The following is a 26,025-nucleotide window of genomic DNA, read 5'->3' on the forward strand; positions in this document are numbered from 1 at the left end:
GATCGGATATGCCTGGGGCCTCAGCGAGGCTTGAGTGTCAGATCGGCGATTTTACGGTACGCCGCCGTTGACAAGAAGATCTGAGCACCAATCCGCATGGCCAGTGAGGGGCTGTAGCAACCGTGCGCGACTGCTCTGGCGTACAGCCAGGCTGCCTTCAGCGGCTTGCCTCGCTTGAAATGTGACTTGGCGACATACCAGCCCTCATCGCCTTCGCGTGCTCGCCGTGTGATCAAGTCAGATACGCTGTCCAGCCATTCGAGTCTCGCTGCCGCATCGAGCGCGTTGGAAACCCGGCCTGCCTGCGCATGGTCCGTCCATTGCGCCTGGATCGAATCGAGCATGACAAACCTGGCCCCTGCGGCAGCCAAGCGGATAGCGAAATCGGTGTCTTGGCCAAATCGCAGGCCAACCTTATAGCGCACCTGTGCAGCAAACTGGCGTCTTAGCACTACCGTGGATGTCTGGATGAAACCACGGTCGCAGAGCAGGTACTCTGAAATCGGCTCGTTGTGTCGCGGAGCTCTCGGAGGCTTGGTGAAATATCGCTCTTCACCACGATCAACGCGGATCCTACCGTACACGACGGTGGATTTCGGAGCGGTTCGAAGAGCAGCAATCGACGTCGACAGGTGATCAGGAAGGAAAGCGTCATCTGAATCGAGAAAAGCAACGTACTCACCACGAGCTACATCAATTCCGTGATTTCGCGCAGCGCACGCTCCGCTGTTGGGTTGTCTGACGTACCTGATCCGGGGATCATCAGCACTGTCGAGGACGCTGGCGGGATCGTCAGTTGAACCGTCGTCTACGACCACAACTTCAATGTTCCTGTGACTCTGATCAAGGGCCGACTGAACTGCTCGCAGGATCGTGTCCTTTCTGTTGAATAGCGGGATGACGACGGAAACGAGTTCCGTGGTTCCGGTGGGATCGCGCGTGGTCATGCTGTAACTCCATGCTGCTTCAAAAGGCAGGCAGCGGGGGCTGCCCTTGATCTGCTGGGCGTCTCGCTCCAGTCGCCAGACCCACTTCGATGAGTCAATAGAAGTAGGGATTTGCCCCAAGGACCGCATACTTCAACTGTCGAAGCCGACCTATCAGAAAATCCTGCGCGAGTCCGCGACGCCTCTCCATGAGATGCGTACTGAGAAGCCTGTATTCCTTCGAGAAAAGAATACGATTGCTGCTGTGCCACTGTTTGTGGCCCGCGGAAAAATGCATGATGGCAGGGTCAGCCAAGAAGCGAGTATTCCACCTTGGCGCAAGTTCGCGCGCAAGCTCCTCATGCCGGATCAGCATGGAGACCTGACAGTTGTAGGAGGGGTCCAGCTCGATCCATTTTCCGCGCATCATCACGTTCAGGGCATCCTGATCTGGCATGCGCAGCAGGTCAACATTGCTGCGCAGGTAGTCCAAGACCCGCCGCTTCATCTCGAACTCGCGCCATGCACGCGTGTTGATCAGCATGACGCCCGAGTTGAAATACACTTCGTCCGGTGCCAGGCCGAGCCTGCTTGCATCGTGAAAAGGGTTCACCACTGCCGCAGCCAGGGCATCTCCCAGCTGAGTCGCGAACAACGCGCTGAGGTCGTGGCGGGCAAGGATGTCACAGTCTACGTAGAGTACTTTATCGGCTTTGACCAGCTCCGGGATCATCAACCTGTAGTACATGCCCCGCGAAATATGGGTCACTTCAAGCAGGTCGGCGAACTGATCGGCGCGTATGACGTGGATGCTATTACGTCCGGGGCAGAACATCTCCAATGCCTGCTTGAAGGCAGGCAGTGGCTCATGGTCAACGATCACGTCAACTGCAATGCGGCTGCCGGGCGCAGCCGAGCGCACAATCGACTCAACCGCAGGAATGATGAAATCAACATACCGTCCGTCCGCGCATAGGCAGAGGTGTACATCTACAGTTGTTCCTGAAAAATCAGCGTCTGAGGACATGGCGGATGATCTGCTTTCGACTGAGAGCTGCATAGAGGGCCATCAAGGGAAGGTACGTAAGTAGGGTCTGCCAAAATCCTTGGGAAAGGTATGCATCGTAGCCGACGACGAAGTAGCCAAAAACGCCCAACGAGCCGACACAGAGAATATAGGGCCCCATGTGCCTGATGAGCTGCCACGCTGCGCCTCGCGGCCCTAGGTCAACTGCGACGGCTGCAGCGAAATAGAAAAGCATCCCCGCTGTGACTCGCTGGATCGCCACTCCGACACACGCGCCGACTACGCCGTAAAGCACCCCGCCAATCCAGACCAGCCCAATCAGGGATACTGCGTCGACGATCGAAAGTAATGTGCGCGCGCGATAACGGGCCATTGCTTCCAGAGCTGAAGATCCAAGCGGCGAGGAAAGGAGTCGAGGCGGGACGACGACCGTTACAATCAGTGTCAATGAGATCGCATCGTCCCATTTCCCGCGCCAGACGAAGTGGATCACGAAAGGGAACCAGACCAGGAGCGAGAGGCATAGTGCCCCGGAAATCAAACTCAGCGCCTCCGCTGCCTTATGCAGCCCGGAGCGCACTCGAGAAATGTCGTCCTTGATTGCCGAGAACAGCGGAAGCAGGAGATGGTTGAGCGCCATGCCTATCAACTGCACTGAGGCGGCCATCAACTGGTACGAGAAGTAATACAGCCCTAACGTAGCCTTGGCGACGACCAGGGAAAGGACGAGGTAGTCCCCGCGTGTCGCAACGTTATTCATATAGGAGCTCACGACAAGCCACTTGGACCGCGCGATGAAGCCTCGAAGCGCATGGAGGCCAGGCCATGGCTTTGCTCGAATCGGCGTCTGTCCCGCGCGATACATGATGAAGGCTGTCAGTGTGAGGATGATCTGGGATGCCACAAAGCTATAGACACCGGCGCCGGCCGCGGCAAGCGCTGCCATGCTGAGATTGCTCGCAAGGATCGAGACGGATTCCACACGGGAGATGCGCTTGAAGTCAAAACTGATGGCCAGCTTGGCTTTGTATGACAAGGCAGCGATGTTGAACGGCATGGCGAGAACCAGCGCGGCCGTAATCCAGAGCAGCCGTGTGTCTTCGTACTGATGTGCGATCAGAGGAGCGGCACACAACAGTAGCAGGACACCGGTCAGGTTGACGATCTGCGCCGATGAGACCAGCTCCGGGGCCTTCTCTTCAAAATTGGTGCGGTGCTCCTGAAGGATCTGGTAAAGCCCGACTTCCTTGAAGCCCGACGCAAACAGGTAGATCACCGAAATGATCGCGATGACGCCGAAATCTTCTTTGAAAAGAAAGATTCCCATCACCCACTGCGCAAGGAACGCTGATGCCCTGCTGGATACGACGATCAGCAACAGGTGGAGAAAGCCCTTGCGGCCGACAGAGCTGAGATTCATGCGTTGGAAAGAGCAGTCGCCAAGTACGCCTTGGATGCGGATATCTTTGCCTGCAACGCAGCGCCCAGTTGCAAGCGTGCCCCTTTCTCCATCACCTTTGAAACCACGATCTTCACGTTGGCCGGCTCGCCATCGAGGAGCAAGAGGTCGCTGGCATCAAAGTCACTCATGATGCTGACGATGCGCTCTGAACGCCAGCCGGATGAGTAGCCGATACAAGGCTTCGCGAATTTCTGAGCGAATATCAAGCCGTGGAAGGAATCGGTCACGATCAAGCTCGCTTCCTGCATCGACGCAAGAAATTCCGCTGGGCCATAGGAATTGACAAGGTGCGTCGCCCAGTGAGGTTTTTCGAAGTTCTTCTCGCCGTTGACGAAGTGGACTTCAATGCCGGGCTGGCGAACCTGGACTTCCTTAACGATACTTTCAGCCACCACGAAGTTATCGACGTCCAGTGCGTAGACCATGATGAATGGGTGGTGTTGCTTCACCTCGTCGGGGATGCGCAGTTCATTGAAGTCGTGCAACAAGGTGGGATCCACCACCACGGCAGGATCGTTCTGTGTCAGACGTTCGACAATCTCCCGACTGACCTCGTTCCGGACGGCAATGTGGTCGAAATCGCCAAGGTCCTTTGCTGCCTGGACGAGGATCTCTTCCTTTTGCTGTCGCGTACCGAAGCAGGAGGCATAACTGACCTTGAGCGGACCCTTTGCAATAAAGCCCTGGTAGAAATACGGCTCATATGACGGCATGAATTTTGTATTCCATGTCTGGTCACTGCCAGTGAGTACCGCGTCGAAACGCACAACGCTCCGAGCGATTGCTTCCTTGCTGGAGAGGGAGGGGTCGATCGGAAGCAGCGAACGGAAGCTGTCGAACCGCTTGTAACGAACAAACTGACGCAAGCGCCTCAGAACAGAACCTAGTGGATTCTTTCGGCGCAATCCAAGCCCACGAAACAGAGACGTGTTTCCGACCAGGTATGCTGGATGACTCTTGGGTACCGTAACTGAATGGCCCTGGCTCTCCAGATACTTCACGGTAGCATACGCTTGAAGCAACCCTCCGTAGTTGTAGTTGAACGAGTAAGTGAGGAGCAGGATATTCATAAGATGCTTTCGAGGAGAAGGTGGGGGTGTGGTTTGCTGCGTGGCGGCGGCAAATCCATCATCTCAGCATGCGATTTAGTCGCGTGACTATCTTTAGGAGTATGCGGTATGGTCGCATCGTCCTATCAAACCCATTGGCGCTTCTCGACCGACGCCAACTGGTGAAGCTGGCTGACCGGGTAAGTTCGCGTTGGATCTGTACAAGTGCATATGAGAAGGAGATCCGCTTTAGAACGCGACTCCTCACTTCAGGGACAGGCTGTCCCTGTATTCTGGCCTGACCTATCCGGAACTTGAGCGCGTCGCGCCGGTGGAGAAAACTTGCCCGCTGCGAACTCGTTATCTGCGAGGGCGCGCAGCTCGCTACATGCAGGTTGCCTTGCTCGATACCCCGTCGAATGATGTCATCAGCGAGTCGCGATCGGGTAACGATGACGCTGTTCCCGAGCCCATCAGTTCTGTACTCTGGAAGCCACGCATCACCGAGCGATATGTCGGCTAATTCAGTCAGCACATCGGTGCAGAAATCGCATGCCTTGGCTTTGAACATTCCGGTTCCCCACATGTCACCAACGCGGGCCATCTTCATGGTGTGCACAGTGCCGTCTTCGCCCTCAGCCGAGAACGCATAGTTGCTGGCGGACGCGGTTGCGTCCTTTACGCGATACTCCGGATGACGGTAGCGTGCGCCAGCGCCGGCGCTGTCTGCGAGGTAATCGGTGAAATATTTACTTTTTAGTCCGCCACAAATGATGCCGACAACAAAAGCAATTTTCCGATCGAATTCCGGGAACGACCTCTGTCGCATTCGTACGGCCTTGACGAAGCAGGCCACACCGGAGACCGCGATTCTTCCGTCCAGTGTGGGGACCAGTTCAAAAAACTCCTGCAGCGTGACCGGGAAATACCGGGTCTTCGACGTGGTCACTAGATCGGCGTTGCCTTCCACGAGCCGATACTTGTAGCCGGCACCATCAGTCAGAACAACAAAGAGGTGGGTGGCAATTCCTTGGGTAAGCACTTCATCGAACACAAAGGTAGCCAAGCCGCCAGATGACGAGGTCTCGCGATGGCTTGGCGAGTATCCAATGTAAGTCTGTTCGAATCTGCCGATTTCTGGGTCGGACGTCGGCGCGTCCGGGAAGAGGTCTTCTGCCAGCTTATCCTCATCCGTGGCGCCTCCCACTGCAGCCGCTGCGAACGGGCATGCCTTTATAGCCAACTCAGGTACCGGGCGATCGGATATTTTGTGTGGGACAAGAAAGCCGTGCACATCCCAATCCATGCGCAGCGTCTGATCGGAATCAGCAATGCACGCGCCGCATCCGGTGCAGTAAGGACTTACGGGATTCTGGCTGCTGGCATTCTTCATCGGCTCATTGATCTCACTATATGTTCGAGCGAGATGCACCTGCCCCTTCCTCCGGGAACGGTTCTCTCACTGCTTGTTCAGTGCTGCGGTGGCCTGCGGCTACTTGGTGTACCTGAGAAGGCGATATAGCGAATAAGGGTTCGTCGTAAGGTACCGCCACCCAAGACGCGTTGGCTCCTTGGCAGCTCGATACAGCCATTCCAGTCCGGCCGCCTGCATCCATGAAGGTGCCCTTGGTGCATCACCGGCGAGAAAGGAGTAAAGCCCGCCGCAGGTCTTGATCCAGCCGACACCTTGAAGTCGGGATCGGTTGCGGATGGACCAGTGCTCCTGGCGTGGCTTTCCGAGTGCGACCCACACAACATCTGCGCCACTATTGCGGATGTTCTCGCAGATTTCAGCGTCCTGGTCATCTCCGAAATAGCCGTCATGGCTACCAACGATCTGTAGATCGGGGTAGCTGGCCCGAATAGCCGCGATGGCAGTTGCATTCTGTGCAGAAGTGGCGCCCAGCATGTAAAAGCGCAAGCCCTTTTCTTCAGCAATGCGGGCTGCATCATGAAAGAAGTCGGTCGTTGCAATGCGTTCTGGCAGCGGATTCGCAGTCAACCGGCTGGCGAATACCACCGGCATGCCATCGGCATGGATGATGTCGGCTTGCAGCATGGTTCGAGCAAAGTCCTCATCCCGGCCGACAAGTGCGATGCCTTGTCCATTCGATGAAAACACAACGCGGGGCAGCCATGTGTCGGGCTGCTCACGTGCACTTGCGCAGTCTTGCGCCATGCACTGCGCGAGCGCAGTGCGTGTAATGGACGCGGTCGGCAAGCCGCCGATTGACACGATAGGGAAGGCGTAGGAGGTCGTTGACATGGTCAGGCCTGATGGCGCGTTTGATACCAATCGGCGAAGTGTGTCAAGCCATCGGCAAGACTTGTCTTCGGCGAGAACCCGATGTCGCGGGCGGTCGCCTCGATGTCGGCATAGGTTGAATACACATCGCCCGGCTGCATGGGCAGGAAGTTTTTCACAGCCGTCTTGCCCAGCTTTTGCTCAAGGAGGGTGATCATATCCATGAGCTTTTCCGGTCGGTTATTTCCCAAATTATAGACCCGATGAGGAATCGGGTCGCTCGCGCCGGGTGCAGGCGCTTCGATCAGCGATGTTATTCCATCGACGATGTCGTCGATGTATGTAAAGTCCCTGAGCATGTCGCCATCGTTGTAGACGTCAATTGGCCGCCCCTCAGTGATTGCATTGGCGAACTTGAAGTAGGCCATATCAGGGCGGCCCCAAGGGCCATACACGGTAAAGAATCGAAGTCCTGTGATAGGCACGCCATAAAGGCGCGCGTAGGTATGGCACATCAACTCATTGGACCGTTTTGTGGCCGCATAGAGTGATACAGGGTCGTCAACGCGGTCTTCGATCGAGAATGGCTGCTTGGTGTTGCCGCCATACACCGAGGATGAGGACGCATACACGAGGTGTCTGACCTTGTGGTGACGACATCCTTCCAGAACGGTGAGGGTGCCGGTCACGTTGCTGTCTATGTAAGCAAAAGGATTGTCGATGGAGTAGCGGACCCCGGCCTGGGCACCAAGATGCAGGACAGCATCAAAGCCACTTGTTTCGAACAAATGTGCCATTCCGTCACGATCGGCTAGGTCCAGCTTCATGAATGAAAAAGCGTCGCGCGCCTCGAGATGGGCTAGGCGTCGTCCCTTTAATCCGATGTCATAGTAAGAATTCATATTATCGATTCCCACTATCTCGTGGCCTGCATCAAGCAGGCGTGTGGCGCTATGGAAGCCAATGAAGCCTGCCGCTCCTGTTACAAGAATTCTCATACGGCAACCTCAGTCAGCGCCAAAAAGATCACGGCTGTAAACCTTGTCGGCGACATCCTGCAGGTCATGCGTCACCCGATTGGCCACGATGACATCCGCTTCGCGCTTGAATGCCTCCAAATCCTTCTCCACCCGCGATCCATAGAACGTCGCTTCATCCAAGACGGGTTCGTAAACGATCACTTCAATGCCTTTGGCCTTGATCCGCTTCATCACGCCCTGGATGGCCGAGGCCCGGAAGTTGTCCGATCCGGCTTTCATCACCAGCCGGTGAATGCCAACAACCCTCGGCTTGCGGCGGATCACCTCATCGGCCACGAAGTCCTTGCGGGTCCGGTTCGCATCCACGATCGCGTTGATCAGGTTCTGCGGCACGTTGCTGTAATTGGCCAGCAACTGCTTGGTGTCCTTCGGCAGGCAGTAACCGCCGTAGCCGAACGAGGGGTTGTTGTAATGGCCGCCAATGCGCGGATCCAGGCTCACGCCTTCAATGATCTGCCGCGTATCCATGCCGGCAGTGGCAGCGTACGTATCCAGTTCATTGAAGTAGGCAACGCGCATCGCCAGGTAAGTGTTGGCGAACAGCTTGATCGCCTCCGCTTCTGCGGCGTCGGTGTACAGCGTCGGCACGTCCTTGCGGATGGCTCCTTCCTGCAGCAGGCCGGCGAACGTCGCGGCGCGCTCGGAGCGCTCGCCTACGATGATGCGGCTGGGGTGCAGGTTGTCGTACAGCGCCTTGCCTTCGCGCAGGAACTCCGGCGAGAAGATGATGTTCTCAGTGCCGAACCGTGTCCGCAATTCTGCCGTGCAACCCACAGGCACCGTGGATTTGATGATCATCACCGCATCTGGATTGACCTCCAGCACATCGCGGATCACCGACTCCACCGAGGAGGTGTTGAAGTAATTGGTTTGCGGATCGTAGTCGGTCGGTGTTGCGATGATGACGAACGAAGCGCCTTCGTAAGCCTCGCGCCGGTCCAGCGTGGCGATCAGGTTCAGTGGCTTGTTGGCGAGGAAATCTTCGATCTCGCGGTCCTCAATCGGCGCCTTGCGCGCGTTGATCTTTTCCACGCGTGCGGCGTTGATATCAAATGCAACAACCTGGTGGTGCTGCGCCAACAGGACAGCATTGGACAGGCCGACATACCCTGTCCCGGCCACGGCAATCTTCATTGCGGGGGATCCTTTGTATCTTTTACGCACTGCGATGGGGGAGGCAGGAATGACGAAGCCAGTAAAGGCGCGTGCCCCCTCAGACGCGCCACTGTTCGCCACTACCCGTTACTGATGGAACTTGTGCTGCGGGATGCTCCCTGTAGGGCTGCTCCCGGCAAGCGTAGGGGATCGTACTACAGGCAGATGCGACAGATTCCATCGGAATCACACTTATAGCCACCGCAGGCATGGCGTGATTCATTCTCATCCATGCTTCGAAAGAGGGGTGCTGCGGAGCGTGGCGCTGGCATGGGTACTGGTCCTTCAGTCCTGATCGCTGTTGTCCGATAGCGGGTCGGCTGCTTGCACAGAGGGTCATGAACAGGTTCATGCCCTCGCCGATCGGGGCAGCGATGATACCAATCGTGGGCTCACGCGGCATGCGTAATCTTGCTTCAGCAGACACGCCTTACCACAAGCGAGATTCGTTGGAACTGCGTCACACTTTTCTCGGTCCCAGCCTGGCATAACGGCCCGCTCGTTTGCTGTGATGCGGTAAACTGTCGCGCTTGGCCCTGAGCATCGGTGTCAAGTGCTTGATGGGGAAAGGAATTGGTCCCTGCTACAGGCTTCATGATGCGACGTGGTTGGTGGCCCGTAGGAGCGATTGTCCTGGGTTGCCCTGATATAGAAATCCGACCGATCCGCCCTGCGCCTTGCGCGGCTGGTCCTGAATCAAGTGGAAGCAATGACAAAGCAAACGGGATCAAGTGTGGTCAAGGAAGACGAGATCGATCTGCGGGAGCTGCTGGGCGTTCTGATTGACCGTAAGTGGTGGATCATTGGCACGACGGTGCTGTTCTTCATCGTCGGCGCAGCCTACGCACTGCTCGCCTCGCCGGTGTACCAGGCGCAGTCCATGGTGCAAGTGGAGTCGAAGGTGCCAGCTATCCCCGGCATTTCGGACCTCGCATCGATGGGTGCCCCGACCAGTGCTGCGGCGACGACCGAAGTCGCGCTGCTTACCTCGCGCACCGTCATTGGTACTGCGGTGGACCAGTTGCAGCTGGACACCGTGATTACCCCGCGTCGATTCCCGTTGGTGGGCGAGTACTTCGCACGCAAATTCAAGCCGGACACCCCCGACGCTGTCGCGCCGCCGCGTTTCGGTGCCAGCAGCTACGGCTGGGGTGGCGAAGCCGTGCAGATCCACCGCTTGGACGTTCCTGCGCAAATGATCGGCGCGCCGCTGGTGCTGCAGGCCGGCGCTTCGGGCAGCTTCGTGCTGTACGACGACGAAGGCGAAGAAATCCTGCGCGGCCAGGCGGGCAAGGCCGCCGAAGGCCGTGGCGTGACGCTGGAAGTGGTCGCCCTGCGCGCCAATCCGGATACGCGCTTTGACGTAGTAAAGCTGCGCCGCTTCGATGTGGTGTCCGGCCTGCAGCAGGCTGTGCAGGCGGTGGAGCAGGGCAAGGAATCGGGCATTCTGCAGCTCAGCTACGAGAACGAGGATCCGATGCTGGCAGAGGCGGTCATCGCCCGTGTCGCCGATGCCTATGTCCGCCAGAACGTCGAACGCAGCTCCGCTGAAGCAGCCTCACAGCTTGATTTCGTGCGCGAGCAGCTGCCGGTGGTCCGCCGCCAGGTGGAGCAGGCGCAGGTCGCCATGACCGCTTATCAATCGAAGGCGAACTCGGTCGACATCACCATGCAGACCAAGGGTCTGCTGGACCAGGAAGTTGCCGTTGAGGCCAGCATCCAGCAGCTGCGCCTGAAGCAGGCGGAGATGGATCGCAGCTTCACCCGCGAACATCCCGCCTACCGCGCCCTGCTGTCGCAGATCAGCAGCCTGGAAGGCCGCAAGGTCGGTTTCCAGCGCCAGGTCGGCCAGCTGCCGGATACGCAGCAGGAACTGCTGCGCCTGACCCGTGACCTGCAGGTCAGCAACGAGATGTACACCGCGCTGCTCAACCAGGCCCAACAGTTGGACGTCGCCCGTGCCGGTGCGGTGGGCAACGTGCGCATCGTTGATCCGGCCGCCGTGGACATCGCTCACCCGGTCAAGCCGCGCAAGTCGCTGATCGTGGCCATCGCCACCCTGCTTGGCGCTTTCCTCGCCACGGCCTTCGTGTTCCTGCAGCGCATGCTGAACCCGGGCATCGAAGACCCGGCGGTTATCGAAGAGCTCGGCCTGCCTGTCTACGCCGCCATCCCGCTCAGCGTGTCCACCACGCTGCCGAAGCTGCGCAAGGGCAAGCACGGCACGCGCGTTGTTGCCGATGGCCGCCAGCATCTGCTGGCCGTGAGCTCCCCGGCAGATCCCACGGTGGAAGCGCTGCGCAGCCTGCGGACCAGCCTGCACTTCGCCATGCTGGAAGCCAAAAACAACATCCTGACCATCTCCGGCCCACGTCCGGGTGTTGGCAAGACGTTCGTGTCCAGCAACCTGGGCGCGGTCATCGCACAGGCCGGCCAGCGCGTGCTGGTGATCGATGCGGACATGCGCAAGGGCACCCTGCACAAGCTGCTGGGCATCTCGCACCAGAAGGGTCTTTCGGACGTTCTGGGTGGCAAGCTGGCAATCGAGGCGGCCATCCATCCGGTGCCGGGCCTGGACAACATGCACTACATGGTGCGTGGTGACATTCCGCCGAACCCGGCCGAGCTGCTGATGCACCCGCGTTTCCAGCAGATGCTGGAGTCGCTGTCGGCGCAGTACGACCTGATCATCGTGGATACCCCGCCGATCCTGGCCGTGACCGATGCGGCGCTGGTCGCTACGCATGCCGGATCGAGCCTGCTGGTCACCCGTTTCGGCGTGAACCAGGCGAAGGAAATCCTGCTTACCCTGCAGCGCTTTGAACAGAACGGCGTGCAGATCAAGGGCGCGATTTTCAACGCGGTGGAAAAGCGTGCGACGGGCTATTACAGCTACGGGTACTACGAGTACAAGTCTGACGGCAAGGATTGAGGCTGTTGTTCTGAGGGCCAAGGCGTGACGACCAACGGTCGTCACCCACCGATTGCTGACGCATGACGGCCAGCGGCCGTCACTACCTGGGCCTTTGTCCGGCGGGAGTATCATTTCCCCATGTCACACACTCCCCTTGATGCGTCCCGCGCGGATGCGACGCCGCGCTGGCGGCACTACTGGAAACTGATGCGCGCCGATCGCCCGATCGGTACGCTGCTGCTGCTTTGGCCCACCTGGTGGGCGTTGTGGTTGGCGTCGGGCGGGCTGCCGCCGCTGTGGACGCTGTTCGTGTTCACCGCCGGGGTCTGGCTGACCCGCTCGGCGGGCTGCGTAATCAATGATTACGCCGACCGCTGGCTGGATCCGCACGTCAAGCGCACCAAGGATCGTCCGCTGGCCAGCGGGGCGGTACGTAGTCGGCACGCGCTCATGCTGTTCGCGGCGTTGATGCTGGTGGCGTTCGCCCTAGTACTGACGATGAACTGGCTGACCGTGGCGCTGAGCTTCGTCGGCATCTTCCTGGCGGCGAGCTACCCGTACCTGAAGCGTTATACGCACCTGCCGCAGGTGTACCTGGGCATGGCCTTCGGCTGGGGCATTCCGATGGCCTTCGCTGCCGTGCAAGGTGAGGTGCCGGCGCTGGCGTGGCTGCTGTATGTCGGCAACATCCTGTGGTCCACCGCTTATGACACGTGGTACGCGATGGTGGACCGCGATGACGATCTGAAGATGGGCTCGCATTCCACCGCGATCCTGTTCGGGGATCTGGACCTGGTGATCCAGGGCGTGTTGTACGCGCTGTTCCTGGCGGCGATGACGCTGGTGGGCGTGCGGGCAGAGCTGGGGGTGTACTACTTCGTTTCGGTAGGCGTGGCGGCCGGGCTGGTGGCGTATGAGTTCTGGCTGTGCCGCAATCGCGAGCGCGATCCGTGCTTCAAGGCGTTCCTGCACAACAACTGGGTGGGGGCGGCGCTGTTCGCGGGGCTCGCGCTGGCACTGGCAGTCAGGTAGCGCCGAGCCACGCTCGGCGAGCGCAGCGGGAAGAGCGTGACGACCAACGGTCGTCACCCACCCCATGCAACGGCATGGCGTCCCTTGGTGGGCACGCTTGGTGGAGATCGTCATCGGAACGTCACGATCCAGGCTACGGCTGAATAGGCCAAAGCACGCCGCGCCATGAACACATGCAATCCCATTATGAACTCTTAAGGTGCTTGTGCCATAAGGGTTTCGAGGTGTTTTGCAGGCGCGCAAGCAACGTCGTGACGCCGTCCTCCACACATGCGCACACATGGTTAACCAGCGCCTGCAGAGGATGGCCATGACCGCGGCATTCCGCATGCGGCTTTAGGGAGACATCCAGATGGCCAATCAGCAGAATCAGCAGAACCAGAAGAACCAGCAGGGTCAGCAGAACCAGCAGGGCCAGCAGGGCCAGCAGGGCCAGCAGAACCAGCAGGGTCAGCAGGGTCAGCGCGACCAGCAGCAGCAACAGCAGCAGGAACAGCAGCAGCGCAACCAGAACCAGCAGCAGGGCACCAACGAAGAAGAAGAATGAGTTGTTGCACTGCGCTGAAGAAGCAGAGCCCCGCACCCGCGGGGCTTTGTTTTTGAGGGCCCTCAGCGGCTGCGCACGCTCCAGCCTTGGCCGGCATCGGCCACTTCCGCAGCCCCACTAGGCGCTTCAATCTCCACCACCAGTCCCTGTGCATTCGGCAGGTCCACCTGTTCGGGGAACCAGTGACGCGTGGCATCCACCAGGATCAGCAGGCCTTCGTCATCGCCCATCGGTGCGAACACCTGCGAAGGTTCCGACAGCGGCTGCAGCCCGAAGCGCTCGCTCAACACACGCTGCGTCGCCGGCACATCGGCAACCGGCAGTCCGACCTCGCTCAGGCAGGTGAGCTCGCTGCCATCGAAGGCCCCCACGCGCGATGACGCGGGCAGGCGCCGCCGGCCGATCAATTCCAGTATCAGCCCATCCGGGCCTGTGAAGTACACCGACTGGGACTGCCAACTGCTTTCAAGCGCGAAGTAGTCCTTGCCATCGGGCGAGCGCTGCAACGGCGTGCGAGCGCGCAACCATGCCGTCGCCTCGACAAAGCGGTGATCCGGCACGTTGAAGGCCAGGTGCACGCCGCCGACCGGCCGTCCATCGGAGGGAGCGAGGGTGATGGTGCTCCAGCCAATCACTACCTGGTATTCGTGCACGGGCAGCTGCAGCGCGTCGCGAAAGTAGCGGGCGACGCTGTCGGGATCGGATACGGGAAGGGTGAGGTTTTGGATACGCATGTTCAGTCACTGCAGGGGCGCAGGGCCCATGCCTCTCCTGATGCGATTCTAGCGCACGCGCGCCAGCTCATTGCCCCGCCTGTCGCGCCACTTCGGCTGCCCGCAGCACGAAGCGCTGCACCTTGCCACTCGGCGTCTTCGGCACCTCGCTGACGAACTCCAGCAGCCGCGGATAGGCGTGCGCGGACAGCCGTGTTTTCACGTACTGCTGCAGCTGCGCAGCCAAGGCCGCATCGCCCTGGATCCCGCTACTGGTGATCACGAAGGCCTTCACGATCTCGGTGCGCTCCGGATCCGGTACGCCGATCACCACTGCCTCGGCGACAGCCGGATGCTCCAGCAGTGCGCTTTCCACGTCGAACGGACCGATCCGGTAGCCGGACGAAGTGATCACATCATCGGATCGCCCGATGAAGCTGATCGAACCGTCGTCCTCGCACTCCACGGTGTCGCCGGTCAGGTAGTAGCCATCGCGGATAGCCGGTGTATCAGTACCGTAGTAGCCGGTGAACCACATCAGCGGCGAGCGCGCGATGTCGATCGCCAGGATGCCCGGCGTGCGTGCGGGCAGCTCGCGGCCGTCATCGCCCAGCACCGCCACCCGGTAGCCCGGCATCGCAAAGCCGGACGACCCCGCACGCACCGCATGCCCCAGCGCGTGATGGTTGTTGACCACCATGCCGGTTTCGGTCTGGCCGTAATGGTCCAGCACGGTGGTGGACAAGTGGGCAGCGAACCAGCGGGCGATCTCGGCATTCAGCGGCTCGCCGGCACTGCTCACCGCACGCAGTTGGCCAGCGACGCGCGCGGCCGATGCCTCGCCCGCCGCGATGATCTGCCGGTAGGCGGTCGGCGAGCCCGCCAGGTTGGTCACGCCCAGCCGTTCGATCACCTCGTGCAGGCCCTGCACGGTAAAGGGCGCCTCGTTGAAGGTGGTGGCCTCGCCGAGCATCAGCGGGCCGATGACGGCGTAGTACAACCCGTAGGCCCAGCCGGGATCGGCGATGTTCCAGAACACATCACCGGGACGAAGATCCACCGCCAACTGCATGTAGCTGGCGAAGGACATCAGCGCCCGCAGCGGTACCGGAACGCCCTTCGGCGCGCCGGTGGTGCCGGAGGTGGACAGCAGCACCATCAGCTCATCGCCGCGCAGCATCACCGGTTCGAAGGGGGCGCTGCCGGCGTCGGCCAGGCGCGCGCGCCAGTCGATGTCCGCGGCATCGGCGGACTGGCCGGCGGGAAGAATCGTGGCGACCTGCGGGCAGTATTCGACATCATCCAGCTTGTGCCGGTTGGCGTGGTCGGTGACGACCAGCTTGGTGCGACCGGTGCGCAGCCGCGATTCGATGGCCTTGGCGCCGAAGGCAGTGAACAGGGGCTGGTACACAGCGCCCACGCGCCACGTGCCGAGCATCGTGGCCAGTAGTTCCGGGGTGCGCGGCAGCATGCCGGCCACCACGTCGCCGCGGCCGATGCCCTGAGCGCTGAGCACATGCGCGACCCTGGTCGCGGCGTCGCGTAGGTCTTCGAAGGTGTACAGGTGCAGGCTGCCGTCAGTGCTGATCCAGCGCAGCGCCAAGCGATCACTGCCGCAATGGCGGTCGCAGCATTCCACGCAGGCATTGATGCCGTTCTGCAGGTCGCCGTGCAGGCGGCCTTCCCAGTCGTGAAGGTTGAAGTCATCCACGGCACGTTGATAGGTCATGGGCGGGCTCCGGGGCGTGTCTGGCACGATACCCGGTTGAGTGGCGGTGTGGGTGGCGGCCGCCTACGCCCCCCGATCCAGCTGCCGATAGCCGATCGCCTCGGCCAGGTGCGCGGTGCCGATGCCATCGCTCCCCGCCAGGTCCGCAATCGTGCGCGCCACCCTCAGTATCCTGTGCATTGCACGAGCAGATAGCTGCAACCGCTCGATAGCCTGCTCCAGAAGATTCTGGTCGGCCTCGGAAAGATGCGCGCACAAACGAAGTGCCTTGCTGTCCATATGGGCATTGAGCGCGCCACGCTGCAGTTGGCGTTCACGTGCCGCGATCACCCGTGCGCGTACATCCGCACTGCACTCGCCTGCCGGAGCCCCCTCGCGCAGTTCTTCTGGCGAAAGCCGCGTCACCGTCACATGCAGATCAATGCGGTCCAACAATGGTCCGGATACCCGGCCGCGATAGCGCTGGATGCGCTCGCTGGTGCACAGGCAGCGGTTGCTGCGATCCCCAGCCCAACCACAAGGGCAGGGGTTCATCGCGGTGACCAGCTGGAAACGCGCGGGGAACACCGCACTGCGCGCCGCGCGGCTGATGCGGATATGGCCCGATTCCAATGGCTCACGCAGGATCTCCAGCGCCATCCGTGACCACTCCGGCAGTTCGTCCAGGAACAGCACACCGTTGTGCGCCAGCGAGATCTCACCGGGGTGCGGCGGGTTCCCTCCACCGGCCAAAGCGGCCGGGCTGGCGCTGTGGTGCGGCGCACGGAAGGGGCGCTGTCGCCAACGCCGCGGATCCAGCCCACTGCCGCTGATCGAGGCGATGGCCGCGCTCTGCAGGGCCTCGGCCTGGCTGGCTTCGGGCAGGATGCCGGCCAGCCGGGAGGCCAGCAGGGTTTTGCCGCAGCCGGGACTGCCGATCAGCAGCAGATGGTGACCGCCGGCCGCAGCGACTTCCAGCGCACGCCGCGCATGCGGCTGGCCGCGCACATCGGTGAGGTCCAGCGGCGGATCGGCCTCGATGCTGGCACGCTCCGCGCGGGGCAGCCGCGAGGGATTTTCAACCGATGCGCAGACTTCCAGCAGCGTGCGCGCCACGCGCACATCCGCATGCTCGGCCAGCGCGGCTTCGGCGGCATTGGCGGGCGGCACGAACAGCGTGCGGTTGGCCTCCGCTGCGGCAATCGCGGCCGGTAGCACGCCATCGACCGGGCGCAGTTCGCCGGTGAGCGCGAGCTCGGCCACGTACTCGTGGCGGACCACCTGCTGCGGGTCCAGTTGGCCACTGGCGGCCAGGATGCCCATCGCAATGGCAAGATCGAAGCGGCCCCCCTCCTTGGGCAGATCCGCGGGGCCCAGGTTGATCGTAATGCGCCGCTGCGGATAGTCGAACCGCGCGCAGAGCAGCGCCGCGCGCACGCGTTCACGCGATTCGCGGACGGTGGTTTCCGGCAGGCCGACGATCTGTGTAGCGGGCAGGCCACCAGACAGATGCACCTCGACACGAACCAGCGGCGCATCGGCGCCGGCACGGGCGCGGCTGTGGACCAGCGCGAGGCTCATGCGGTGACTCCCTCGGATGCAGGAACCTAGTGTGGTGCAGGCGGTGCTGGCTGTACGTCGGTGGAGGGAAGGCAGTACTGTAGGTGGAGCTACTTACGACCGCTGCTACATCGGGTGGGCTACTCAAGCGAAGAAGACGCGCAGCATGGTCGGGAAAGCTTCACGGGCACGTACTTATACCGCCTTCGGTATTGCAGCACTCTGCTGGGCGCTGTCGGCCAGCAATCTTGGCTAAATCTCCTTCTTTTACGCCTTCGCTTTGGCCGCAAGTCTTGCCGCACAGTGGTTGTGGTTCAAGGATGTTCCGCTGTTGACGGCGTCGAGGGCGCTCGAGTTCTACGTCCTGCTGTGCGCGAGTGCGTTGGTGTATCTGCTTCCCTCGGCACTGTCGGGCCGCCCGCTGTCAGATGCGTTCCAAGTGCAGCAGACGGCGATATGGGCAGCCGTCACTGTGTCCGTGCACGCAGGTGGTGCGCTGCTTGCGATGCGGCTGAATTGGCGGCGCGGGGCGGGCGTTGCCCTCGCACTATTCGTTGCCACGGTGGCAGCATGCGGGGTGAGATGGGTGCAGTCAGGCGAGGAGCGTCCGCCGATGCTGGCGATGTTGCTTCCGGTGATCGGCTACTTGCCCGGTGTTGCGGCTGCGATTGATAACGTGCCGATCCAGGTGAACCTGCCGGCATCGGAGTGAAGGACGGCGGGAAGCCACGTGTTCCGCCCACGAGCGCTTCTGCTGTGTCAATGCCTCCGAAGTGACTACGACGACAGTCGCTGGCTCCCTTGATGAAACGCTGGCTTATCTCGCGGCACCACGCTTCTTCACCTGCTTCTGCAGCATGGCCATTGCTGTATCTGGCACGTCGATTTCTACGCGGATGCCCAGCTCGGTGAGAACCTGAAAAAGCTTCTGCCACTGCACGGTTCCTCCCCCGCGCTCTACCTTGGCGAGGAAGTTCTCGCTGACGCCGATACCTTCGGCGGTATCGTCCTGGCGCATGCCTTGGGCCTTGCGCGTGGCACGAACCAGCGGGCCCAGGTCCTCATAGCTCTTGAGCGTGATCTTCATGCGGAATCCTGCCAATCGTTCGGATTTCTGACCTGGCGGGGCTACTTTAGTAAACAATCCTCAAGATTGTAAGGATTACGCGCGTAACCACGCTAGCCAGCCCGGATGCGTTGATGGGGCTGTTCCGATCTGATGCTCACCTATCAGCGTTTCGCGGCTTCACTGACACTGTTATCCCGTTTCGCCAGATCCTTGCCGAGGAGATAGCCCGCGTAGAGAACGCAATACACGAGCGCAACGGCGCCCATGATCACGTGGAACGTCTGCCTGCTCTTATCCGTCATATCACTGCCACTACATTGACTGAAAGGGACGCGCTCCGCTGCGCCTTGCCGAGTTTGCCGCGTAGTGTCGAGCTTGCTCGATACAGGCGGGTGTCGAGCAAGCTCGACACTACGTTGCCGCCGCCTGCGTTAGAACGGGAGTCGACCTCAGATAAAGGGCTCCCCCGATGGGCATGTTGGTTGATGGCGAATGGCAGACCGGTACCGCAGGCGGTGCAAGCGAAGACGGGCATTTCCATCGTGAGGAATCCACCTTCCGCCGCTGGCTCAGCGCGGACGGCGGCTGCGCCCCGAACGGACAACCGGTGCTGATCGCCGAGCCCGAGCGATTCCGTCTGTACGTCAGCCTGGCCTGCCCATGGGCCCATCGTGCGTTGATCGTGCGTGCGCTGAAAGGGTTGGAGCCCTTGATCCCGTTGTCCATCGTGAACTGGCATATGGGCGACAACGGCTGGAACTTCGCGCCGGGCCCGCTGGTGACGCCTGACCCCGAGCGCGGTGCGCAGTATCTGCATCAGCTGTATCAGGCCGCCAAGCCCGGCATGACCGGAAAGGCGACCGTCCCTGTGCTGTGGGACCGCACGGAGGGGGAGATCGTCAGCAATGAATCAGCCGACATCATCCGCATGTTCAACGGCGCCTACGATCACCTGGGTGCACGACCTGGTGACTACTACCCGGAGGCGTTGCGGCAGGAGATCGATCGTATCAACGAGCGTGTCTACGAGACGCTCAACAACGGCGTGTACCAGGCCGGCTTCGCCGCCACCCAAGAAGCCTATGACGAGGCCATCGTGCCCTTGTTCGAGACTCTGGACTGGCTGGATGGTTTGCTGACGGATCAGCAATGGCTGGTTGGCGGGGTCATGACCGAGGCGGATATTCGGCTGTTCACCACACTGATCCGCTTCGACTCGGTTTATTACGTGCACTTCAAGTGCAACGTGAAGCGCATCGCCGATTACCCCGGCCTGCATGCGTTCGTGCAACGCATGATGGCCATCCCGGAAGTGGAGGGGACGGTCAATTTCGAGCACATCAAGCACCACTACTACGGTAGCCACAAACACATCAATCCGTCCGGGATCGTGCCGGCAGGGCCTGCTATTCCTTACTAAGGGGACGGGTTATTTCTCCTGCTTGCGCAACGCCTGCGCCAACCTGAACAGGGGTCGGTTCATGTCCGGGTACGCAATGTTCCGGCAATCTTCGGCGACGAGATTGAACCGTGCGGGGACAGCACACCGCCCGCTCCCCGCTACTGATCACCTGTCCTGTTGGAGGATTTGACGATGCTTACCTCAACCGCTTCCGTATTCCGTGGCCTGGCCCTGGCATTGGCACTCACCGCCGGCGTTACCGTCGCCAGCGAAGCCGACGCCATGTCGCGCAAGGACAAGAACACTGCGATCGGTGCAGTGGTCGGTGGTGTCGCAGGTCACGTCCTGTCCAATGGTGACCCGTTGATGACGGTAGGCGGTGCGGTGGCCGGCGGTGCGATCGGCAACGTGACCACCAAGGATCGCCGCGACAACCGCAGCTATCGCTACGACCGTGATCGTCGCTATGACCGTGACTACCGCTACGAGCGCAGCAGCCGTCACGACCGTCGCGATGACCGCCGTCATTGGAACAACGGCCGTCGTGGCAATGATCGCCATCATGGTGGTTGGCGCTGAGTTGATTCCGGATCGGGTTGACGGCCAGCGGCCGTCACTACCGGGCCAGCGCGTCCTGCAGGACCCACTCGCAGGCGCGCACCTTGGCCCGAACGGATGATCACGCTCGCGCTGATAGCAATGCGATCCGTCAATGCCTAGCATCGGGAATATCCATTTCCCCATGCGAGCGGACCATGAACCGGACCTTCAAGATTGCCGTCATCCCCGGCGATGGTATTGGCCAGGAGGTCATGCCGGAGGGCCTGCGCGTGCTGGAAGCCGCTGCACGCCGCTTCCAGCTGGACCTGCAGTTCACCCACATCGACTGGGCCAGCTGCGATTACTACCAGCAGCACGGTCAGATGATGCCCGACGACTGGAAAGCGCAGCTGCAGGGCATGGATGCGATTTTCTTCGGCGCGGTGGGCTGGCCGGACACGGTGCCGGACCACATCTCGTTGTGGGGGTCGCTGCTGAAATTCCGTCGCGAGTTCGACCAGTACATCAACCTGCGTCCGGTGCGTCTGTTTGAGGGCGTGCCGTGCCCCCTGGCAGGGCGCAGGCCAGGTGATATCGACTTTCTGGTGGTGCGCGAAAACACCGAAGGCGAGTACACCAACCTGGGCGGCATCATGTACGCCGGCACCGAGCGCGAGATCGTCATCCAGGAAACGGTGATGAGCCGCCACGGGGCGGACCGCGTGCTGAAGTACGCCTATGAACTGGCGCAGTCGCGTGCGCGCCGGCACCTGACCGTGGCGACCAAGAGCAATGGCATCGCCATCAGCATGCCGTGGTGGGATGGCCGCGCGGATGCGGTCGGCGCGGCCTATCCGGAGGTCACCGTCGACAAGCAGCACATCGACATTCTCACCGCGCGTTTCGTGCTGCAGCCGCAGCGCTTCGACGTGGTGGTGGCGAGCAACCTGTTCGGCGACATCCTGTCCGACCTGGGCCCGGCCTGCACCGGCACGATCGGCCTGGCGCCATCAGCCAACATCAATCCGGAGCGCGATTTCCCGTCGCTGTTCGAGCCCGTGCATGGCTCGGCACCGGACATCTTCGGCAAGGGCATCGCCAACCCGATCGCGATGATTTGGTCAGGCGCGCTGATGCTGAAGTTCCTAGGTTGCGAGGAAGCGCACGACGCCATCATGGCGGCGATCGAGGGCGTGCTGGCGCAGGGGCCGTTGACGCCGGATCTGGGCGGCAAGGCGACTACGGCGCAGTTGGGTGAGGCGGTGGCAAGGGTGGTGGCAGGCTAGCGCGAAGCGGCTTCCAGATGCTGAGTCGTGGGCGTTTCAGCGTCGTGTACGGGGGCCCCCACGCCGAGCCCTTGCGGACTGCAGGCCTGCGCCGCTCTACGCCGCATTCAGCGTGCGTGAAAATGTGACCGAAAGCACACCTTCACAACCGTCTAAATCGCTTAACAGGTCTCCCGGTATGCTCCATGCACCCGCGCGCCGCCGTAGGCGCGCGAACGACCGATCAGGAGGATCCGTTGTCTCAATCACGCTCTCTCGCGCTGCTGGCGCTCTCGCTGGGCCTGGCCCTTACCGCGTGCAAACCCACCGAGCCGACGACGCCGGCAGGAACACAGCCGGCTACCCCGGCACCGGCAACTACTGCAGCAACCACCGCACCCGCCGCTCCGGCTGATGCTGCCACACAGTGCCCGCATGCCGACTTCAACACCTTCCTGGCGCATTTCGGCAACGACATCGCCCTGCAGGAGAAGTCCGTCGCCGACCCGCTGCTCACCGAATCCATCGATGCCAACGCCGAGCCCGAGCCGGCCAAGGTGACCAAGCAGGTGCCATTGGCGGAGGTGGAGTGGCCGGTGATTCCGGACCCGGCGGCGCTGTCGCGCCAAGGCCGCGAACTGCAGGTCACCCCGCAGGCCGATGGCAGCGTGCAGGTGCTCATCCGCAAGCCGAACACCAGCGACCAGCAGATCTATACGTTCGCGCAGAAGCCGTGCTGGCAGCTGCAGAGCGTGGACGATCAATCGATCTGATGCCATTGGCGGCAGGGCCTGCTGACGGGCCCTGCTGCCGCTTCCCGGAGCACGACGCATGACGTCAAAGTTTGTCGCCCCTGCCCTGATGTTGCTGTTGGCCGCCTGCAGCGATCCGGCGGCTGAACCGTCCGCGCCCGCCGCACCGGCTGCGCCGGCCACCCCGGCTGCGCCGGCCACCCCGGCTGCAGGCGCCACCGCTGCTCCCCCGGCGACACCCGCCACTGCTTCCACGACCCCCTCCACCCAGCAGGACGACACAGGAATGCACATCGAATGCCAGGGAACCCGCCTGACCGTGGCGGGGCTGCCTGACCAGGGCAATGACGTCCCGCCGCAGACGCGGCTGGATATCGAAAAGGACGGCCAGCGCCGCACCTTGGACAAGCCGGCCGAGATGACCGACTACACCGCCGTGGGCCTTGCCTGCGTGCAGGACAAGGACAACACGCCGTATTTCGTCGTGCAGTACGGCGAGCTGCCATTCGGTTGCCAGTTCTGCGAATGGTTCTACCTGTATGACGCCGACGGCAAGCAGCTGACCCACAGCAACCCGCCGCTCCGTGGCGAGGCGCCGTCGCAGGAGCCCAACAACGACGAGTACGAGCAGTGGTTGGCCAAGCTCGGCGTGACCCACCCGGAGGTGACCTACTTCAAACCCTGAAGTGATAGGAAGCACGCTGTACCGTTTCACCTGGAGCAACACCCCTTAAGGAAATTCCCTTTTTCATAGAATGGATCGCACCGCTATGCCTGACATCTACCAGAACATGATCCAGCCCCGCGGGGCCGGATACCGCAGTGATCAGATAAAACCCTATAGCCACTACCGCGAGCCTATCGATCAGACCGATGGCCGCTTGCATGGTGAATCGCGCCGTTGGGGCGATGCCTCGCCGGAAGTGCAGTCACGCGTGATCGATACGCTGATTGAATCTTCCCGCGAAGCCGGGCTTTCCCCGCGCGAGACCGCGCATGTGCTGGCCATCGCCCGCGTCGAATCCGGCTTCAATCCGGATGCTGCCGCCGGCACCACGTCCGCCTCCGGGCTGGGCCAGTTCATCGATGGCACCGGCAACGCCTACCAGCTCAACAACGGCAACCGCTTCGATGTGGAAGCGCAGTCCGATGCGCTGGTGCAGCACTTCATCGATAACCGCCAGCTGGCCCAGCGTCGCGGCCAGGGCGAGGAATACATCTACAAGTATCACCACGATGGCCCGACCCGCGATTACGGCGGCCTGGGGCTGGCGCAAAGCAAGGTGATGCCGCGCCTTGCCGAGTACGAACAGTTCGTCAACGAGCGCCTGGCGCAGTCGCAGGGTCAGTCGCAGGGCCAGAGCCAGACGCAGACGCAGGCTTCGCCGGCGCAGACCGTGGGCGCGGCCGCTGCCGTGGCCGGTGGCGCAGTGGCAGGCGTTGCCGCCGTGCAGGCAGCGGCAGCGCAACGGCAGTCGGGATCGTTCCAGCACACCATGCAGGTGATGCTGCCGCCACAGAACGGGGTCAAGCCGCACATCACCGGGCATTACGGTGAGGAGCGCGGTGCCAAGGACCACGGCGGTACCGACTTCAACTATGTCGGTGGCCAGACCGGGGTCAATCGGCAGCACCCCACGATCAATGCACCGATCTCGGGCAAGGTGACCTTCGCCGGTGGCAGCTACGGCACGGTGAAGATATTGGATGCGCAGGGCAACTCGCACGAGATCCTGCACATGAAGGACGTGCAGGTGAAGGAAGGCCAGACCATCCAGGCCGGCCAGCCGATCGGCACAATGGGCGGACGCGGCCCGAACGGTGCCGATCAGTACGCCCAGCACGTGCATTACCAGCTGAAGGACCCGGCCGGGAAGCTGCAGAGCCCGGAAGCATTCTGGGACCAGCGCCGCGTGCAGGATGGCGCCGCACCGGGGCAAGGGCGCGCGGACGATGCCTCTTCGGTGCTGCGCCACGGCGCACGCAGCGAAGAGGTGGCCAAGCTGCAGCAGGAACTGAACCGCCAGGGTATCCGCGATGCCAATGGCAACCGGTTGGCCGAGGATGGCCGCTTCGGCGACCACACGCGCGAAGCGGTGACCGCCTACCAGCAGGCCAATGGCTTGAAGGCCGATGGCATTGCCGGGCCGCAGACGCTGGGTCGTCTGGGTGAGAGTCGGCAGGCCACGCACGGGCATTCGCATGAGGCCCCGGTACGTGGACCGCAGCTGGGCGAAGCCGGGCATGCGGACACCCCGTTGCATGCGGCGATCCGTGGCCAGCTGCCGTCAGCGGTGTCCAACGACATGGCCGCGCACATCACCCACATGGCCAAGCGGGCGGGCATCGACAGCCCGGAGAAGCTGCAGGGCGTGGCAGTGCAGGATGGCAAGGCGTTCGTGATGGGCACCACGCCGGGCTTCCGCGCGATGGTGGACATGAGCCAGCCGGCGCCGGCCGCCGAGCAGACCAGTGCCACGCTGCTGGGCGAGCGTATGAGTGCCCAGGTGCAGCAGGGTCAGGAAGAGCAGCAGCGCGCCGCGGTGGCGATGCGCTGAGGTTCCGGTGGTAATCCGGTGGGTGACGACCGTGGGTCGTCACCTGCTGGGCGGAGAAGCGTGACGACCAACGGTCGTCACCCACCGGAGCGGGGCTGCCCACCCACCGGAGCGGGGCTGCTCACCCACCGCGCTATGTCACTCGACCGGCGGCTTTGGCTTTTCCATCGCGGCGACTACCTGTTCGAGTGCATCAAGCTTCTCGCGCGTGCGCAGCAGCACCGCGCGCTGCACGTCGAACTCCTCCCGGGTGACCAGGTCCAGCTTGGACAGGCCGGCCTGCAGGGCGCTCTTGAAGGTGGCCTGCAGCTCTTCGCGCGATTGGCGCAGGCCCGGCGGCACCAGGTCGCTGAGACGGCGGGCGAGGTCATCCAGCTGGTTGAGGTCGATCATGGGGGCTCCTGGGACTGCCGCGTGGCGGCCACGGCAAGCGGGCGCCACGTGCATTACGAATGAGGGATGCCAAGGATACTCTCGCCACTGCAGGTACACAGGCGCTATCCTCGCGGCCGAGTACAGGAGGATCCACGATGAAGATGGTCATGGCGGTGATCAAGCCGTTCAAGCTCGATGACGTGCGCGAAGCGCTGGCCGAGCGCGGGGTCACCGGGATCACGGTGACCGAGGTGAAAGGCTTCGGGCGGCAGAAGGGCCACACCGAGCTGTACCGCGGCGCCGAATACGTGGTGGACTTCCTGCCAAAGGTGAAGCTGGAAGTCGCGGTGACCGACGATCAGGTGGAGAGCGTGGTCGAATCGATCGTCAAGGCGGCCGGCACCGGCAAGATCGGCGACGGCAAGGTATTCGTGTACGAGCTGGGCAGCGTGGTGCGCATCCGCACTGGCGAACTGGATGCAGACGCGCTGTAAGGCGCCGCTCTGGTAGCGCCGAGCCGTGCTCGGCGAGCGCAGCGGCAAAGGCAAGGGCGTGACGACCAACGGTCGTCACCCACCAAATGCAAAGGGCATGACGGCCAGCGGCCGTCACTACCGGAGCCAGAACGGTAGCGCCGAGCCGTGCTCGGCGAGCGCAGCGGCGCGTCACCCTCCGCCGAGCATGGC

The 26,025-nt window shown here is 61.9% G+C and carries 24 protein-coding genes; 10 read left to right on the top strand and 14 right to left on the bottom strand.

Going from position 1 to position 26,025, the window contains the following annotated elements:
* Positions 1-20: 20 nt before the first annotated feature.
* The 8 genes from IFT63_RS16065 to IFT63_RS16100 form a co-directional block, all read right to left on the bottom strand.
* The gene (locus tag IFT63_RS16065) at positions 21-947 is read right to left on the bottom strand and encodes a glycosyltransferase family A protein (protein WP_192085085.1); all 927 of its coding nucleotides are present in this window, start codon (positions 945-947) and stop codon (positions 21-23) included.
* A gap of 94 nt (positions 948-1,041) precedes the next feature.
* Positions 1,042-1,953 carry a glycosyltransferase family 8 protein gene (locus IFT63_RS16070; RefSeq protein ID WP_192085086.1) on the bottom strand — a complete coding sequence of 304 codons (912 nt, stop codon included), beginning with the start codon at positions 1,951-1,953 and terminating at the stop codon, positions 1,042-1,044.
* Entirely contained in the window at positions 1,937-3,373 is a 1,437-nt protein-coding gene (locus tag IFT63_RS16075) for an oligosaccharide flippase family protein (protein ID WP_192085087.1), read from the bottom strand. The genes IFT63_RS16070 and IFT63_RS16075 overlap by 17 nt, the downstream gene beginning before the upstream one ends.
* Positions 3,370-4,485: a polysaccharide pyruvyl transferase family protein gene (locus IFT63_RS16080; protein WP_192085088.1), complete on the bottom strand. Its 1,116-nt coding sequence runs from the start codon at positions 4,483-4,485 to the stop codon at positions 3,370-3,372. Before IFT63_RS16080 ends, IFT63_RS16075 begins: the two co-directional genes overlap by 4 nt.
* A gap of 58 nt (positions 4,486-4,543) precedes the next feature.
* The gene (locus IFT63_RS16085; protein ID WP_192085089.1) at positions 4,544-5,857 is read right to left on the bottom strand and encodes a Coenzyme F420 hydrogenase/dehydrogenase, beta subunit C-terminal domain; all 1,314 of its coding nucleotides are present in this window, start codon (positions 5,855-5,857) and stop codon (positions 4,544-4,546) included.
* A gap of 99 nt (positions 5,858-5,956) precedes the next feature.
* A complete protein-coding gene (locus tag IFT63_RS16090; RefSeq protein ID WP_192085090.1) occupies positions 5,957-6,730 on the bottom strand; it encodes a WecB/TagA/CpsF family glycosyltransferase in 774 nt (257 codons plus the stop codon).
* Positions 6,731-6,732: 2 nt separating this feature from the next.
* Positions 6,733-7,707 carry an NAD-dependent epimerase gene (locus tag IFT63_RS16095; RefSeq protein WP_192085091.1) on the bottom strand — a complete coding sequence of 325 codons (975 nt, stop codon included), beginning with the start codon at positions 7,705-7,707 and terminating at the stop codon, positions 6,733-6,735.
* A gap of 9 nt (positions 7,708-7,716) precedes the next feature.
* Positions 7,717-8,883, bottom strand: coding sequence for a nucleotide sugar dehydrogenase (locus tag IFT63_RS16100; RefSeq protein ID WP_192085124.1), 1,167 nt, complete (start codon positions 8,881-8,883; stop codon positions 7,717-7,719).
* A 730-nt stretch (positions 8,884-9,613) separates the two neighbouring features.
* Here IFT63_RS16100 and IFT63_RS16105 point away from each other — a divergent pair.
* Entirely contained in the window at positions 9,614-11,836 is a 2,223-nt protein-coding gene (locus IFT63_RS16105; protein WP_192085092.1) for a polysaccharide biosynthesis tyrosine autokinase, read from the top strand.
* A gap of 120 nt (positions 11,837-11,956) precedes the next feature.
* Positions 11,957-12,850, top strand: a complete 894-nt coding sequence (gene ubiA / locus IFT63_RS16110) for a 4-hydroxybenzoate octaprenyltransferase (protein ID WP_192085093.1) — start codon at positions 11,957-11,959, stop codon at positions 12,848-12,850.
* Positions 12,851-13,034: 184 nt separating this feature from the next.
* Here the strand turns inward: ubiA and IFT63_RS16115 are convergent, their stop codons facing one another.
* The 4 genes from IFT63_RS16115 to IFT63_RS16130 all read right to left on the bottom strand — a co-directional run bounded on the left by IFT63_RS16115 (position 13,035) and on the right by IFT63_RS16130 (position 17,399).
* The gene (locus tag IFT63_RS16115; protein WP_192085094.1) at positions 13,035-13,433 is read right to left on the bottom strand and encodes a hypothetical protein; all 399 of its coding nucleotides are present in this window, start codon (positions 13,431-13,433) and stop codon (positions 13,035-13,037) included.
* Positions 13,434-13,459: 26 nt separating this feature from the next.
* Positions 13,460-14,131, bottom strand: coding sequence for a VOC family protein (locus IFT63_RS16120; RefSeq protein WP_192085095.1), 672 nt, complete (start codon positions 14,129-14,131; stop codon positions 13,460-13,462).
* A 67-nt stretch (positions 14,132-14,198) separates the two neighbouring features.
* A complete protein-coding gene (locus tag IFT63_RS16125) occupies positions 14,199-15,839 on the bottom strand; it encodes an AMP-binding protein (protein ID WP_192085096.1) in 1,641 nt (546 codons plus the stop codon).
* A 63-nt stretch (positions 15,840-15,902) separates the two neighbouring features.
* Positions 15,903-17,399 carry a YifB family Mg chelatase-like AAA ATPase gene (locus IFT63_RS16130; protein WP_192085097.1) on the bottom strand — a complete coding sequence of 499 codons (1,497 nt, stop codon included), beginning with the start codon at positions 17,397-17,399 and terminating at the stop codon, positions 15,903-15,905.
* A gap of 259 nt (positions 17,400-17,658) precedes the next feature.
* Here IFT63_RS16130 and IFT63_RS16135 point away from each other — a divergent pair, with 259 nt between their 5' ends.
* Complete coding sequence (locus IFT63_RS16135; RefSeq protein ID WP_192085098.1) at positions 17,659-18,090, top strand: hypothetical protein; 432 nt, start codon at positions 17,659-17,661, stop codon at positions 18,088-18,090.
* 105 nt (positions 18,091-18,195) lie between these two features.
* Here the strand turns inward: IFT63_RS16135 and IFT63_RS16140 are convergent, their stop codons facing one another.
* Positions 18,196-18,465: a helix-turn-helix domain-containing protein gene (locus IFT63_RS16140; protein WP_192085099.1), complete on the bottom strand. Its 270-nt coding sequence runs from the start codon at positions 18,463-18,465 to the stop codon at positions 18,196-18,198.
* Positions 18,466-18,916: 451 nt separating this feature from the next.
* Between IFT63_RS16140 and IFT63_RS16145 the strand changes: the two genes are divergently transcribed.
* From IFT63_RS16145 to IFT63_RS16170, 6 genes are all read left to right on the top strand, one after another.
* Positions 18,917-19,867, top strand: coding sequence for a glutathione S-transferase family protein (locus IFT63_RS16145; RefSeq protein ID WP_192085100.1), 951 nt, complete (start codon positions 18,917-18,919; stop codon positions 19,865-19,867).
* Between the two features lie 174 nt (positions 19,868-20,041).
* Positions 20,042-20,428, top strand: coding sequence for a glycine zipper 2TM domain-containing protein (locus IFT63_RS16150; protein ID WP_192085101.1), 387 nt, complete (start codon positions 20,042-20,044; stop codon positions 20,426-20,428).
* Between the two features lie 176 nt (positions 20,429-20,604).
* On the top strand, positions 20,605-21,675 hold the full coding sequence (locus IFT63_RS16155; RefSeq protein WP_192085102.1) for a tartrate dehydrogenase: 1,071 nt from the start codon (positions 20,605-20,607) through the stop codon (positions 21,673-21,675).
* A 236-nt stretch (positions 21,676-21,911) separates the two neighbouring features.
* Positions 21,912-22,427 carry a hypothetical protein gene (locus tag IFT63_RS16160; protein ID WP_042613239.1) on the top strand — a complete coding sequence of 172 codons (516 nt, stop codon included), beginning with the start codon at positions 21,912-21,914 and terminating at the stop codon, positions 22,425-22,427.
* A 58-nt stretch (positions 22,428-22,485) separates the two neighbouring features.
* Positions 22,486-23,091 (top strand): hypothetical protein, encoded by a 606-nt coding sequence (locus IFT63_RS16165; protein WP_249404507.1) that lies wholly within the window; start codon positions 22,486-22,488, stop codon positions 23,089-23,091.
* An 85-nt stretch (positions 23,092-23,176) separates the two neighbouring features.
* Complete coding sequence (locus IFT63_RS16170) at positions 23,177-24,964, top strand: peptidoglycan-binding protein (RefSeq protein ID WP_192085103.1); 1,788 nt, start codon at positions 23,177-23,179, stop codon at positions 24,962-24,964.
* A 138-nt stretch (positions 24,965-25,102) separates the two neighbouring features.
* On the opposite strand, the gene IFT63_RS16175 is transcribed toward IFT63_RS16170, so the two are convergent.
* Entirely contained in the window at positions 25,103-25,357 is a 255-nt protein-coding gene (locus tag IFT63_RS16175; RefSeq protein ID WP_192085104.1) for an accessory factor UbiK family protein, read from the bottom strand.
* Positions 25,358-25,494: 137 nt separating this feature from the next.
* On the opposite strand from IFT63_RS16175, the gene IFT63_RS16180 reads away from it, so the two are divergent.
* Complete coding sequence (locus tag IFT63_RS16180) at positions 25,495-25,833, top strand: P-II family nitrogen regulator (RefSeq protein ID WP_042613243.1); 339 nt, start codon at positions 25,495-25,497, stop codon at positions 25,831-25,833.
* Positions 25,834-26,025: the final 192 nt, after the last annotated feature.

The sequence above is a fragment of the Stenotrophomonas sp. CFBP 13724 genome (assembly GCF_014841975.1).
Classification (GTDB): domain Bacteria; phylum Pseudomonadota; class Gammaproteobacteria; order Xanthomonadales; family Xanthomonadaceae; genus Stenotrophomonas; species Stenotrophomonas lacuserhaii.